Raw genomic sequence first — 13,211 nt, 5'->3', positions numbered from 1 at the left:
ATGGCCGCGCTGTCCAACACTAAACGCATGGCGACTCCTGCGGACAAACTCTGGCGCAACGCCCGTTTGGCGACGATGATCGGCGACGGGTTGGGCATCGTCGAGCATGGCGCGGTCGCGGCTACAGGCGACACGATCAGCTATGTCGGTCCCGACGCCGAAGCACCGGACGCGACCGAAATCATCGACTGCGACGGGCGCTGGATCACCCCCGGGCTGATCGACTGCCACACCCACCTCGTCTACGCCGGCAACCGCGCCAAGGAGTTCGAGGCGCGGCTGGAAGGCGCGACGTACGAAGAGATCGCCCGCGCCGGCGGCGGCATCCTCTCCACCGTCACCGCCACCCGCGCCGCCAGCGAGGACGAGCTGATTGCCAGCGCCCTTCCCCGCCTCGACCAGCTGATCGGCGAAGGCGTCACCACGGTCGAGATCAAGTCCGGCTATGGCCTGACCCTCGACGACGAACTAAAAATGCTCCGCGCCGCCCGCCGCCTTGGTGCGCATCGCAACGTCCGCATCCGCGCCACTCTGCTCGCCGCCCACGCGGTTCCACCCGAATATCGCGGTGACCCGGACGGTTATGTCGATCTTGTCTGCGACACCATCATCCCTGCGGCCGTCGGCCTCGCCGACGCCGTGGACGCCTTTTGCGAAGGCATCGGCTTCACCCCGCAACAGACCGACCGCGTCCTGACAACCGCTGTCGCCCACGGCCTGCCCGTGAAGCTCCACGCCGAGCAACTGTCCAACCTGCACGGTGCCGCCCTCGCCGCCCGCCACGGCGCCCTCTCGGTCGATCACCTCGAATATCTGGACCCGGCCGGCATCGCCGCAATGGCCGCCAGCGGCACCATCGCCACCCTCCTCCCCGGCGCCTTCTACTTCACGCGAGAGGAGCGCCGCCCCCCGGTTCAGGGCCTGCGCGACGCGGGAGTCCCGATCGCGCTCGCGACCGACTGCAACCCCGGCACCTCGCCAATGGCGTCGATCCTGCTCGCGATGAACATGGGCGCGACGTTCTTCCGCCTGACCGTCGCCGAATGCCTGCGCGGCGTCACAGTCAACGCCGCCCGCGCCCTCGGGGTCAAAGGCGGCACGCTGGAAGTCGGCCGCTCCGCCGACCTCGCCATCTGGACCATCTCCGACCCCGCCGAGCTCGTCTATCGCATCGCCGCCAACCCCCTCCATGCACGAGTATTCGCAGGCATATGATCGTCCCCGGCAGCACCCCGCTTTCCACCTGGAACGCCATTTATCACGGCGAGCCCGCGCCGCTCGACCCGTCGTGCCACGCCAAGGTCGCGGCCAGCGCCGACGCGGTGCAGGCCATCCTCGCCCGGCACGAGCCGGTGTACGGCATCAACACCGGCTTTGGTAAGCTCGCCAGCGTCCGCATCGGCGATGACGACCTCGAAACGCTCCAGCGCAACATCGTGCTCAGCCACGCCGCCGGCGTCGGCGATCCGATGCCCGCCCCGGTCGTGCGCCTGATGATCGCGCTCAAGCTCGCCAGCCTCGCGCAAGGCCATAGCGGGGTGCGGCCCGAAACGATCGCGATGCTTCAGGACATGCTCGACCGCGGCATCACGCCGATCATCCCCTCGCAGGGGTCGGTCGGCGCCAGCGGCGACCTCGCCCCGCTCGCCCATCTCGCCGCCGCCATGATCGGCGTGGGCGAAGTCGAGATGGGCCCGCGCCGCATGCCCGCGCGCACCATGCTCGGCGGCCTGACGCTCGGTCCGAAGGAAGGGCTGGCCCTGCTCAACGGTACCCAGTTCAGCACTGCCTACGCCCTCGCCTCCCTGTTCGAGACCGAAAAGCTGTTCCGCGCCGCTCTGGTCACGGGCGCACTATCGACCGAGGCGGCAAAAGGCTCCGACACCCCGTTCGACCCGCGCATCCATCAGGTGCGCGGCCATCGCGGCCAGATCGAGGTGGCGGCGGCGCTCGCCGGACTGATGGACGGCTCCGCCATCCGCGCCTCGCACCGCGACGGCGATGAACGCGTGCAGGACCCCTATTGCCTGCGCTGCCAGCCACAGGTGATGGGCGCGTGCCTCGACCTGATCCGCCAGGCCGCCGCAACGCTCGCGATCGAGGCCAATGGCGTCACCGACAACCCGCTGATCTTCACCGATACGGGCGAGGCGCTGTCCGGCGGCAATTTCCACGCCGAGCCGGTCGCCTTCGCCGCCGACATGCTGGCGCTGGCCATCTGCGAAATCGGCAGCCTCGCCGAACGCCGCATCGCCATGCTGGTCGACCCCGCTTTGTCGGGCCTCCCCGCCTTCCTCACCCCGCGCCCCGGCCTCAACTCCGGCTTCATGATCCCCCAGGTTACCGCCGCCGCGCTCGTCAGCGAAAACAAGCAGCGCGCCCATCCCGCCAGCGTCGATTCGATCCCGACCAGCGCCAATCAGGAGGATCATGTGTCGATGGCCGGCCATGGCGCACGCCGTCTGCTCGCCATGACCGCCAACCTTGCCCACATCATCGGCATCGAATATCTCGCGGCCGCGCAGGGCTGCGACTTCCACGCCCCGCTCACCTCCAGCACCCCGCTCGAAGCCGCCCGCACTCTGCTCCGTGATCAGGTGCCGACGCTGGAGGATGATCGCCACTTCGCCCCCGACATGGCGCTGGCGACGGCGCTGGTAACGAGCGGTGCGCTGGGCGAGGCGTTGCCGGGGGTCGAGCTATGATCATCACCGTCCGCAACGAAGGCCCGCTGATCGTCAGCATCCCGCATGCCGGCCTCGAAATCCCCGCCGAGATCGCCCCCGCGCTGATCTCCCCCGCCCGCGCACGCTACGACGCCGATCTGTACATCGACCAGCTCTACGCCTTCGCGTTCCAGCTCGGCGCGACGATCGTCCGCACCACCACCTCGCGCACGGTGATCGACGTCAACCGCGACCCCAGCGGCGCGACGCTCTACCCCGGCCAATTCACCACCAGCCTGTGCCCAACCCAAACCTTCGACGGCGACCCGCTCTACCGCCCCGACAAGGAGCCCGACGCAGCCGAGATCGCCCGCCGCCGCAGCGCCTATTTCGACCCCTATCACGCCGCCCTGCGCACCGAGATCGACCGCCTGCGCGCGCTTCACCCGGCAATCGTTCTCTACGAAGCGCATTCGATCCGCAGCGTGGTGCCCAAGCTGTTCGACGGCCGCCTGCCCGAATTCAACATCGGCACCAATAGCGGACAGTCCTGCGCCCCCGAACTCGCGCAATCGATCGCTGCGATCTGCGCCGACCAACAGCGCAGCCATGTCATCGACGGCCGGTTCAAGGGCGGCTGGACCACGCGCCATTATGGCCAGCCCGACACCGGCGTCCACGCGATCCAGATGGAGCTGGCGATGCGCACCTATGTCGCCGAAGTGCCCGCCGCCAACTGGCCCCCGCGCTGGGACGACATCCACGCCGCGCAGGCGCACGCCACCCTCCGCCCGATCCTCACCGCCGCCATCGACTTCGCGAAAGCCCAAGCATGACGACCCGCACCGACAATAGCCGCCGCATCAAGGCTCCGACCGGCACCACCCTCTCCGCCAAGAACTGGCAGGCCGAGGCGGCGTTGCGGATGCTGATGAACAATCTCGACCCCGATGTCGCCGAAGCGCCCGAGAGCCTGGTCGTCTATGGCGGCATCGGCCGCGCGGCGCGCAACTGGGAAGCCTATGACGAGATCGTCGAGACGCTCCGCCGCCTCGACGCCGATCAGACCCTGCTGGTCCAGTCAGGCAAGCCGGTCGGCGTGTTCCGCACGAACGAGAACGCGCCGCGTGTCCTGATCGCCAACTCCAACCTCGTCCCGCATTGGGCGACTTGGGAGCATTTCCACGAACTCGATCGCAAGGGGCTGGCGATGTACGGCCAGATGACTGCGGGCAGTTGGATCTATATCGGTACGCAGGGCATCGTTCAGGGCACCTACGAAACATTCGTCGAGGCGGGCCGTCAACATTATGGCGGCGACCTGTCGGGCCGCTGGATCCTCACCGCCGGGCTTGGCGGCATGGGCGGCGCGCAACCGCTCGCCGCGACCATGGCCGGCGCATCCTGCCTCGCGATCGAATGCCAGCCGAGCCGGATCGAGATGCGCCTGCGGACCCGCTACCTCGATCGCGCTGCCAACAGCATCGACGAAGCACTTGAAATCATTCGCACATCGGACAAGCCCGTCTCGGTCGGCCTGCTCGGCAACGCCGCCGAGGTGCTGCCCGAACTCGTCAAGCGCGGCATCCGCCCCGACATGGTCACCGACCAGACCAGCGCGCATGACCCCATCAATGGCTACCTCCCCGCCGGCTGGACGCTCGACCAATGGTTCGCCAAGCGCGAAACCGCCCCGCACGAGGTGGAAGCCGCCGCCCGCGCCTCGATGGCCACCCATGTCCGCGCGATGCTGGCGTTCGAGGAGATGGGCGTCCCGACCTTCGACTATGGCAACAATATCCGTCAGGTCGCGAAGGACGCGGGCGTCGCCGACGCCTTTGCCTTCCCCGGCTTCGTCCCCGCCTATATCCGCCCGCTCTTCTGCCGCGGCATCGGCCCGTTCCGCTGGGCCGCGCTGTCGGGCAATCCCGAGGACATCTACAAGACCGACGCCAAGGTGAAGCAATTGCTCCCCGGCAACCACCACCTGCACCACTGGCTCGACATGGCGAAGGAGCGCATCGCGTTCCAGGGCCTGCCCGCGCGCATCTGCTGGGTCGGCCTCGGCGACCGCCACCGTCTCGCCCTCGCCTTCAACGAAATGGTCGCGTCGGGCGAACTCGAAGCCCCCATCGTCATCGGTCGCGATCACCTCGACAGCGGATCGGTCGCCAGCCCCAACCGCGAAACCGAAGCGATGCTGGACGGCAGCGACGCTGTATCCGACTGGCCCCTGCTCAACGCCCTGCTCAACACCGCCAGTGGCGCAACCTGGGTCTCGCTCCACCATGGCGGCGGCGTCGGCATGGGCTATTCGCAGCACAGCGGCATGGTCATCGTCGCCGACGGCACGCAGGATGCGGCCAAGCGGCTCGAGCGCGTGCTGTGGAACGACCCGGCAACCGGCGTCATGCGCCATGCCGATGCGGGCTACGAGATCGCCAAGACCTGCGCCGGAGAGATGGGGCTGGACCTGCCGGGGATCCTGTAACCCATTCGTCGCCCCGAGCTTGACCCGGGGCCGGGCTTCTTCGCGGCGCGAAAGGCAGCCCTGTCCCGGCTCAAGGCCGGGACGACGATCGGCGTTAAGCCAACCGCCCCCGCCAATTCGCGATATGCGCCCCGGCGAGCAGCAAACTCCCGGCCACGGTCACGCCAGTCTCCACCGCGACCCACTCCTCAAACGCCAGACCTGCGGCGAGCAGCGTCAGGCCCGCCGCCCCGACAAACAACGGCGTCAGCCCGCGATGCCGCCGCCATCCCTCCCCCAGCGCAACCGCGCTGACCGGTAGCGCAAACGCCAGCACGCCAAGGTGAAACCCCTCGCCCAGATCGAGCCGCGCCGCCAGCGCGGGCAATGCGGCGATCAGGATCGGCAGCGCAAGGCAGTGGATCAGGCACAGCGCCGAAGCCCCCACCGCCAGCCCGTCAAACCATTTCGCCACCATCACACGCATCGCAAACTCCTTCGTTCGCAGCGCAGATGATACTTTGTCACACGGATTTCAACCGCCTGCCAGCGCCGGAGCCTCAGGCGGCAGCGCAGCGTTGCGCCAGCGCGCCACCGGCACCGTCGTCACCGCGCCCTGCGCCGTCCGCCGCCGCTGGATCAGCGTCGCGCCCTGCTGCACCGTGTCGCCGATCTTCGCACGCACCCGCACCCAATACGTATTCGAGCTGAACGCCGTCCCCGGCGGCTGGCTGACCTTGAGGTCCGACAGGTCGCGCAAGGTGATCTGCCCATTGCGCTTGCGGATCGCGACGATCCGCTCGGCCGCGACCGGATCGCCGATCAGGAACGCCAGCAGCTCCTGATCCGCCGCATTCAAATTGATCGTCGTCTTGCCGGGCAGCGCCGTCACCATCCGCTCCAGCCGCGCAATCGCCGCCGGGTCCGCACCCGGGATCAGCCGGATCGGGCGAATGTCGCTGACGGGCCCTTGCGTGCGGATATAGGCAATCGCCTCGACCGTCTGCTGCTCGTCCAGCCCCGCGATCCGCGCGAGCCTCTGGAACAGGATCACCGGCACCGCGTCGCCACTGCGCAGCATGTTGACGTTGAACCGCCCCTCGGCATCGCTCACCGCCAGATCGAACGTACCGCCGTCGATCGTCGCGCCATTTGCTCCGATCGACGCCCACGCCTCGCCCGCATGGTCCACCTGCGGCGCGGCGAGCGCATCGCGTTGAAGCGCCGCAAGCGCCGACAGTTCGCCCCCGCGCACCACCGCCGCCGCCCGCGCCGCCTCGCGACTGCGCAACGCGCGGTCGAGCGCCAGCTCCTCGCGCCCGATCATCAGCAGCACCAGCCCGCTCGCGATGGCAACGAACATCAGCACATTGACCAGGATCATGCCCTGTTCGTCGTCGCGCCGGGTCATTGCGGCTCGTCCTGCGGCTTGACCGGCAGCGCGACGATGCGGCGCAGCGTCCCCTGCGGCCCGCGCTCGCCCGCCAGCTGCATTTCGACCTGCACCGCGCGCGGCCAGTCGTCCTTGCGCTCCTCATTCGGGGGCCAGCGATCGACCCAGCGTTGACCGTCGAGAAAGCGCCACCGCACGCCACCCACGCCCGTCAACAACAGCTGCGGCTGCGGCGCGGCCCGCACCAATGCCCCGCCAGTGGATTGATAGCGCAATGGAATTGGCGGCCCGCCCAAGCCGGCAGCAACGCGGGTGAATGCGATCCCCGTCCCCCCGCCACTCACCGCACCGCGCGTGATCTGGTCAAGGTCGCTCTGCAGCACGAACATCGTGCGCTGGATCGCCGCCGTTCGGTCAAGCCGCCCCTCAGTCCGCTCCTGCGTCGTCATCACGCTGTTGAGCAAGGTGAGCCCCGCCACCGCGATCAACGCGAACAGCCCCAGCGAAATGATGAGTTCGAGCAGGGTAAACCCGTCGTCCCCCCGGCGCAGGCCGGGGCCGCCCGATGGATTGTTCAGCGGTGCCTCCAGCGGCCCCGGCCTCCGCCGGGGCGACGGCCTTGGCGCGTTCACGCCCCCAGGCTCACCGCCACCGGCTCATAACCCTGCGCCCCGGCGACCAGGATCGCCAGCTCGCGCGCCACGCTTCCGTCGCTGCGGAAGCGCGCATTGCCGGTGATACAGGGGTAGCTGGTCTCGGCCAGCAACGCCGCCTCGTCGAGCGCGCCCTTCGCCCGCAACGCCTTGACCACCCCGCCGGCGTCATAGGCCAGCGCCGACAGCGCCCCGGGCGTGCCGCCATGGCGCGACCGGAACTCGGCGGCGAATTTGCCGAATGCCGCCGGATCCGGACTTGCAATCCACGCACCGTCCAGCGTCTCCAGCGCCGTCGGCCGATGATCTAACGCCTGGACCGTGCCAAGCAGCTGAACGCCCGTGCCCTTCAGGTTCCGCGCCGCCGCCAGCACCGTCTCGCTGCTTCCGGGCAGCAGCACCGCATCCGGCGCATCCCCTGCCGCGGGCAGTGGCTGTCCCTCGACCACGGTCAGCGACCGCACGTCCAGCCCGACCTCACTCTGCATCTTGCCCGCCGCCAGCGCCGCGGCGACGCTCCATGGAGATCCGTCATCGACCACCACCACGCTGCGCACGCCGCGCGATCGGGCATAGCGCAGCACCGCGCTGGTTACCTGCGCCGGCGTAATTCCGAACACGAAACTTCCCGGCCCCCGCGCGACCGCATTGTTGGTAAAGGCAATCACCGGCACCCGCCGTGCGACCTCTGCCGTGACCGCATTCAGCTCCTCGGCGGTGACCGGCCCCAGGATCATCGCAGCCTTGGCCTTCAGCGCATTGCGCGCCGCCAGCCCCGCCCCCTCCGGCGTCCCGCCGGTATCGTAAGCCGTGATTTCCGGCCCAGAATCAGCGAGCAACACGCCCTGACGCATGCTAAGGCCCAACTCGGCGCGCGGCCCTGACAGCGGCAGCAGCAACGCCACCGGCCGCTTGTCACGCTTGACCTTGTCGGCCGCGAAGACAGAGGGACCAGCGACCAATGCCGACGGCACTATCAGCCCCGATCCCAGAGCGGTCAGCAGCGCACGGCGGCGAATCGGCGGCATGGTCACGGGCATCCTGGTCAGCTCGGCGGCGTCTTACCGTCTTCGTGGTGCTGGGCATAGCCGCTTATGCCCTCGCCATGGTCGCGACCATCCCCGCCAGCGTGATCGTCAAGAACCGTCCCTGGCGCACCGGCGTCGCCGGTACCGTATGGAATGGCGAAGTCGGGGTCGCTGGCGGCAGCAAGTTCGAATGGCACTGGGCGCCCTTGCGCTCACTCACCAGCCTCGGCTTCGCCGCCGACTGGACCGCGACCGGCCCCGACACCGACATGGGCGGCCGCGCGCTCGCGGGGTTCAGCAGCACCGTGCTCGACAAGGTCAGCGGCAGCAGCCACGCCGCGCTGCTTCAGGCGCTCCAGCCCAATCTCCCCTTCAACTGCGACATGGTGATGCAGCTCGAATTCGACCGGATCGCGGTCGGCGGGTCGAGCCAGGGCATCGACGGTCGTCTGACCACCGACGCCGGTACCTGCACCCCCAAGGGCGGTGGCGCGCCGGTCCCCGTACCCCCGCTGCTGCTGACCTCCGAAAAGATCGGCACCACCACCCAAATCCGCCTTACCCCCCGCGCCCAGCAGCGCCAAATCCTCATGACCGCGACGCTCAGCGAGGATGGCCAGCTCACGATCCGCATGACGCCGGAGGGCGCGCGTATCCTGCCCTTCGCGGGGCTGCCCGGCGGGGCTAGCATCGCCGGGGCGTTGTAGCGGGGGCGCCCGGTCCCGCCCGCCCGACACTTTGCTCAGCACCGCCTCCAGCATCGGCGTCATCAGCGCCAGGCGGCGCGACTTGATCACCAGATCCCACAGCGGCTCGAACTTCTTCCACCCCGCAGCGTAGAAGAAGTGCTTGGCACGATGCTTGGTCGCGTCATGTGACCAGGCCCCACGCGCAATATTCGTCCAGTTGTAGAAGTCGCGATACGCCCGGTCATAGCCGGCTTTGAGCTGTTCGGGACTGAGCTTGCGCGGTTGGAATACGACATGTCGGGTGTCGTACCGGTCCCAATCATGGCTGATGATCCGTCCGTCGGCGGACAGCTGCTGGTGCAGGCGCGTGCCGGGATAGGGCGTTTGGATGTGAAAGGTGGCGGTGGTGACGCCATGACGCACCGCCCAGTCGACGGTGCGGTCGAAGACGTCGGTGTCGTCATCGTCCATCCCGAACACGAACGACCCGTTGATCATGACGCCCAGATCGCTCAACCGACGCGTCACTTCGGCATAGTCGCGCGCAAGGTTCTGTTTCTTGTTGCTCGCCGCCAGATTGTTTGGGCTGAACGTCTCGAACCCCACGAACAGGCTGCGAAGTCCCGCTTCGGCGGCACGCTCGATCAGGTCACCGCGTAGCACACTGTCGACCGTCGCCGCGCCCTGAAACAGCCTCCCCATCCCGCGCATCCCATCGAACAGTGCCGCTGCAAAGCGCCGGTCACCCAACAGATGATCGTCGAGAAAATAAAGATGCCGGCCCGGCAAGCGCTCAATCTCGGCCAGCGCCTCATCGACCCGCTGGGCATAGAAGGAACGCCCCCCGGCAAAAAACGCATCTTTATAACAGAAATCGCAATGCTGCGGACAACCGCGTGTAACCACGATCGAATTGGGCACCAGATAGCGGTTCCGCTTGATCAGGTCGCGCCGTACTGGCGGGATGCCGTGGATCGTCCGCCCGGCGGTCGAGCTGTAGCGGGCGCGCGGCTGGCCCGCGCGCAGATCGTTCAGGAACTGCGGGAAGGTCTGCTCCCCGGGCCCAATGAAGATGGTATCGGCATGCGCCGCCGCCTCGTCCGGCAACGACGTCACGTGCAGCCCGCCCAACGCAACATGGACGCCGCGCGCGCGGTACAGATCGGCAAGCGCATAGGCGCGATAGGCGTTGGTGATATAGACCTGGATCACGACCAGATCGGGCTGATCGTCGGTGCGCAGCGGCTCGACATGGTCGTCGATCAGTTCGACCTCGTCGTCCGGATCGAGGAATGCCGCCAGCGTGGCGAGCCCGAGCGGCGGAAATAGCGAGTATTTGATCGGTCGCCAGAACGGACTTTTCGCCTCGGTCAAAGCCGGCAGGATCATCTTCACCTTCATCGCGCACTCCTGTGTCAGAGCGCGATGCCTGTCAGCCCGTCAGCAGGCCGTCATGAGCGGAAGATGAGGCTTTGCTGACGCCCGCTACAACGTCACCAGATCATTCAGATTGATGATCGGCAGCAGGATCGCCAGCACCATCATCAACACCATGCCGCCCATGAGCAACAGCACCATCGGCTCGACCAGCGCGACCAGCGCGGTCGTGATCGCGTCCAGTTCACGGTCCAGCTCGTCCGCAGCGCGCGACAGTGCCGGGCCGAGCTTGCCCGATGCCTCACCCGACGCGACAATCGCGGTCAGCATCAGCGGGAACACCCCCGCCTCCGCCATCGCCGCGCGCAGGCTGATGCCTTCGCGCACCCGCGCCGCGACATGCATCGCCCGCGCTCGGACCCACAGGTTGGGCGTCACCGCCGCCGCCGCGTGCAGCGCATCGACCAACGGCACCGCGCTCTCGACCAGAGTCGCCAGGCTCCCGGCGAAGCGCGCGGCATTATGCTGGCGGGAAAAGCGCTTGAACGGCCAACGCTCGGTAAAGCCGCGATGGACCTTCAGCTTGTTCGCCGGGACCGCCGCCCAGCGGTTGAACACGAAATACGCCGCCAGCCCCGCAATCAGGAGATACAGCCCCCAAGCCTGCAAAAACCCCGATACCGCGATCAATATTCGGGTCAGCAGCGGCAGGTCGGTCCCGCGCGACACGAACACATTGACGATGTCCGGGATCACATAAACCAGCAGCAGCACGATGACGCCCAGCGACACGGTCGCCAACAGCCCGGGATAGAGCAGGGCCAGCTGCAATTTCTGCGCATTCGCCTGCCGGTTCTCGACGAAATGGGCAAGGTGGCCGAGAACTTCGGTCAGCTTCCCCGAGGCTTCCCCCGCCGCGACCGATGCGCGGTAGAATTCGGGGAAGGTCTTGGGATGCGTCGACAGCGCGCTGGCAAAGCTGCGCCCGTCCAGGATCGCGCCGCGCACCTCCATCAGGATGCCCGAAACCCGCTGCGTCTCCGACTGGTTCGCCGCCAGCCGCAGTGCCTCTTCGACCGGAATGTCCGAACCGACCAACGTCGAAATTTGCCGAGTGGCCGTCGCCAGCTCGCGCGCGCTCATGCCCGACCGGCCCAGCTTGGGCAGCTGGATCGACCCGATCGACCGCCGCTCCCCCGCCGCCTCGACCGCGAGTGGGAGCAGCCCCTGATCACGCAGCATCGCCCGCGCGGCTGCAGCGCTGGAGGCTTCGACGGTGCCCTTTTTCTGCACGCCCGACCGGTCGGCAGCGCGATAGGTGAAGGCTGGCATCCTAACCCCAGCCCCCAGCCGTCACCCCGGCGAAAGCCGGGGCCCATCTCCCGGAATATCGGCAAACCAGGCGGTCGTATTTCGCGGAGTGTTCAGGAGATGGGCCCCCGCTTTCGCGGGGGTGACGGCTACTGCTCACGCCTCTTCCCTCACCACGCGCGCAACTTCCTCGACCGTCGTCACCCCGGCGCGCACCTTGTCGACGCCATCGTCGAGCAGCGAGGGGTTGCTCCGCCGCGCATGCGCCTCGATCTCGGCTTCGGACGCGCCCTCGTGGATCATCGCCTGGAGCTTCTCGTCCACGGCGATCACCTCATACAACCCGGCGCGGCCACGATAGCCGTCGCCATGACAGTCATCACAGCCAACCGCACGCCACAGCTTCTTGCCCGGCTTGAGTGCGCCGCCCAGCAACAGCGAATCCCCCTCGCTCGCCACATCCTGCCTGCGACAGCTCGGGCACAATCGCCGCACCAGCCGCTGCGCCGCCACGCCCACCAGCATCGGCGCGAGCAGATAGCGCTCGACGCCCATGTCGATCAGCCGCGTGACCGACCCAACCGCGCTGTTGGTGTGCAGCGTGGACAGCACGAAATGCCCGGTCATCGCCGATCGCACCGCGACCTCCGCCGTCTCCTGATCGCGGATTTCGCCGACCATGATGACATCGGGATCCTGGCGCAAAATCGCGCGCAGGCCGCGGGCAAAGGTCATGCCGGTGCGCGTGTTCACCTGGGTCTGCGCAACCCCGGCCAGTTCATATTCGATGGGATCTTCCACCGTCATGATGTTGCGTTTGCGGTCATTCAGCCGATGGAGCGCGGCATAGAGGCTGGTCGTCTTGCCCGATCCCGTGGGCCCGGTGACCAGCAGCATGCCGTGTGGCCGTTCGAGCAGCCGCCCGAACACTGCCCGGTCCCGCTCGCTCATTCCCAACGCCTCCATGTCGAGGCTGAGCGAACCCTTTTCGAGCAGGCGCATCACCACCCGCTCGCCATGCTGGGTCGGGATGGTCGATACGCGCGCGTCGACATCATGCCCACCGATCCGCAACGTCACCCGTCCGTCCTGCGGCACGCGCTTTTCCGCAATGTCGAGCTTCGCCATCACCTTGATGCGGCTGACCAGCAGCGGCGCGAGTTCGCGGCGCGGCTCCAATTTGTCGCGCAACACCCCGTCGATGCGGAAACGCACGACGACGCGCTTTTCCTGCGTCTCGACATGCACGTCCGACGCGCCTTCCTTCACTGCTTCCAGCAACAGCGCGTTGATCAGGCGGATGACGGGTGAATCGTCGCGTGAATCGAGCAGATCATCCACCGCCGCCGCGCTATCGGCCAGCGCCGCCAGGTCCATGCTGCCCAGGTCCAGCTCCGCCGCTGCCCCGGCACTGCCCGAATAGCTTGCGGCCAGCGCCTGATCGAACGCGGCATCCGGCACCGCGACGAACGCGGCCCCGGGCGCGATCCGCTGCACCTCGAGCAAGGCATCGAGCGCCGCGTCGGAACGATGCAGGCACTCGACCCCGCCCGCGCCGACCCGCAACACGACGCCATGGTTGCGCGCATAGCTATAGGGCAGGCTCGGCAAATCCATCGTCACG

11 protein-coding genes and 1 pseudogene are annotated in these 13,211 nt (G+C 67.8%); 5 read left to right on the top strand and 7 right to left on the bottom strand.

The genetic code is table 11. The features are described from left to right. Positions 1-27 precede the first annotated feature (27 nt). From hutI to hutU, 4 genes are read left to right on the top strand one after another with little or no spacing between them, the layout of a single operon-like run. Positions 28-1,215 carry an imidazolonepropionase gene (gene hutI, locus ACRYLO_RS05255; RefSeq protein WP_482659202.1) on the top strand — a complete coding sequence of 396 codons (1,188 nt, stop codon included), beginning with the start codon at positions 28-30 and terminating at the stop codon, positions 1,213-1,215. Next, complete coding sequence (gene hutH / locus ACRYLO_RS05250) at positions 1,212-2,705, top strand: histidine ammonia-lyase (protein WP_482659201.1); 1,494 nt, start codon at positions 1,212-1,214, stop codon at positions 2,703-2,705. The genes hutI and hutH overlap by 4 nt, the downstream gene beginning before the upstream one ends. Beyond that, positions 2,702-3,502, top strand: coding sequence for an N-formylglutamate deformylase (gene hutG, locus ACRYLO_RS05245; protein WP_482659200.1), 801 nt, complete (start codon positions 2,702-2,704; stop codon positions 3,500-3,502). Before hutH ends, hutG begins: the two co-directional genes overlap by 4 nt. Next, a complete protein-coding gene (hutU, locus tag ACRYLO_RS05240) occupies positions 3,499-5,157 on the top strand; it encodes a urocanate hydratase (RefSeq protein ID WP_482659199.1) in 1,659 nt (552 codons plus the stop codon). The genes hutG and hutU overlap by 4 nt, the downstream gene beginning before the upstream one ends. A gap of 94 nt (positions 5,158-5,251) precedes the next feature. On the opposite strand, the gene ACRYLO_RS05235 is transcribed toward hutU, so the two are convergent. The 4 genes from ACRYLO_RS05235 to ACRYLO_RS05220 are packed head-to-tail and all read right to left on the bottom strand — an operon-like array spanning position 5,252 to position 8,210. Beyond that, complete coding sequence (locus ACRYLO_RS05235; RefSeq protein WP_482659198.1) at positions 5,252-5,623, bottom strand: MerC domain-containing protein; 372 nt, start codon at positions 5,621-5,623, stop codon at positions 5,252-5,254. 48 nt (positions 5,624-5,671) lie between these two features. After that, a complete protein-coding gene (locus ACRYLO_RS05230) occupies positions 5,672-6,547 on the bottom strand; it encodes a type II secretion system minor pseudopilin (RefSeq protein WP_482659197.1) in 876 nt (291 codons plus the stop codon). Continuing rightward, positions 6,544-7,161, bottom strand: coding sequence for a type II secretion system protein GspJ (locus ACRYLO_RS05225; RefSeq protein WP_482659196.1), 618 nt, complete (start codon positions 7,159-7,161; stop codon positions 6,544-6,546). Before ACRYLO_RS05225 ends, ACRYLO_RS05230 begins: the two co-directional genes overlap by 4 nt. Then, positions 7,158-8,210: a penicillin-binding protein activator gene (locus tag ACRYLO_RS05220; RefSeq protein ID WP_482661679.1), complete on the bottom strand. Its 1,053-nt coding sequence runs from the start codon at positions 8,208-8,210 to the stop codon at positions 7,158-7,160. Before ACRYLO_RS05220 ends, ACRYLO_RS05225 begins: the two co-directional genes overlap by 4 nt. On the opposite strand from ACRYLO_RS05220, the gene gspN reads away from it, so the two are divergent. Beyond that, positions 8,144-8,917, top strand: coding sequence for a type II secretion system protein N (gspN, locus tag ACRYLO_RS05215; RefSeq protein ID WP_482661678.1), 774 nt, complete (start codon positions 8,144-8,146; stop codon positions 8,915-8,917). The genes ACRYLO_RS05220 and gspN overlap by 67 nt on opposite strands. A 420-nt stretch (positions 8,918-9,337) precedes the next feature. Here gspN and ACRYLO_RS05210 read toward each other — a convergent pair. From ACRYLO_RS05210 to ACRYLO_RS05200, 3 genes and pseudogenes are all read right to left on the bottom strand, one after another. Beyond that, positions 9,338-10,288: pseudogene (locus tag ACRYLO_RS05210) on the bottom strand (B12-binding domain-containing radical SAM protein); the annotation flags it as partial. Between the two features lie 96 nt (positions 10,289-10,384). Continuing rightward, positions 10,385-11,608 (bottom strand): type II secretion system F family protein, encoded by a 1,224-nt coding sequence (locus ACRYLO_RS05205; protein ID WP_482659195.1) that lies wholly within the window; start codon positions 11,606-11,608, stop codon positions 10,385-10,387. Between the two features lie 135 nt (positions 11,609-11,743). Further along, on the bottom strand, positions 11,744-13,204 hold the full coding sequence (locus tag ACRYLO_RS05200; RefSeq protein ID WP_482661677.1) for a GspE/PulE family protein: 1,461 nt from the start codon (positions 13,202-13,204) through the stop codon (positions 11,744-11,746). Between the last annotated feature and the right edge of the window lie 7 nt (positions 13,205-13,211).

Source organism: Sphingomonas sp. SDUR79 (genome assembly GCF_056821745.1).
This window is presented reverse-complemented; position numbering and strand designations above follow the sequence as displayed.

Bases quoted from the DNA above. Each gene is read 5' to 3' on its own strand.
- hutI (WP_482659202.1), top strand. From the start codon at position 28: ATGGCGACTCCTGCGGACAAACTCTGGCGCAACGCCCGTTTGGCGACG.
- hutH (WP_482659201.1), top strand. From the start codon at position 1,212: ATGATCGTCCCCGGCAGCACCCCGCTTTCCACCTGGAACGCCATTTAT.
- hutG (WP_482659200.1), top strand. From the start codon at position 2,702: ATGATCATCACCGTCCGCAACGAAGGCCCGCTGATCGTCAGCATCCCG.
- hutU (WP_482659199.1), top strand. From the start codon at position 3,499: ATGACGACCCGCACCGACAATAGCCGCCGCATCAAGGCTCCGACCGGC.
- ACRYLO_RS05235 (WP_482659198.1), bottom strand. From the start codon at position 5,623: ATGCGTGTGATGGTGGCGAAATGGTTTGACGGGCTGGCGGTGGGGGCT.
- ACRYLO_RS05230 (WP_482659197.1), bottom strand. From the start codon at position 6,547: ATGACCCGGCGCGACGACGAACAGGGCATGATCCTGGTCAATGTGCTG.
- gspN (WP_482661678.1), top strand. From the start codon at position 8,144: ATGCCGACGGCACTATCAGCCCCGATCCCAGAGCGGTCAGCAGCGCAC.
- ACRYLO_RS05220 (WP_482661679.1), bottom strand. From the start codon at position 8,210: ATGCCGCCGATTCGCCGCCGTGCGCTGCTGACCGCTCTGGGATCGGGG.
- ACRYLO_RS05205 (WP_482659195.1), bottom strand. From the start codon at position 11,608: ATGCCAGCCTTCACCTATCGCGCTGCCGACCGGTCGGGCGTGCAGAAA.
- ACRYLO_RS05200 (WP_482661677.1), bottom strand. From the start codon at position 13,204: ATGGATTTGCCGAGCCTGCCCTATAGCTATGCGCGCAACCATGGCGTC.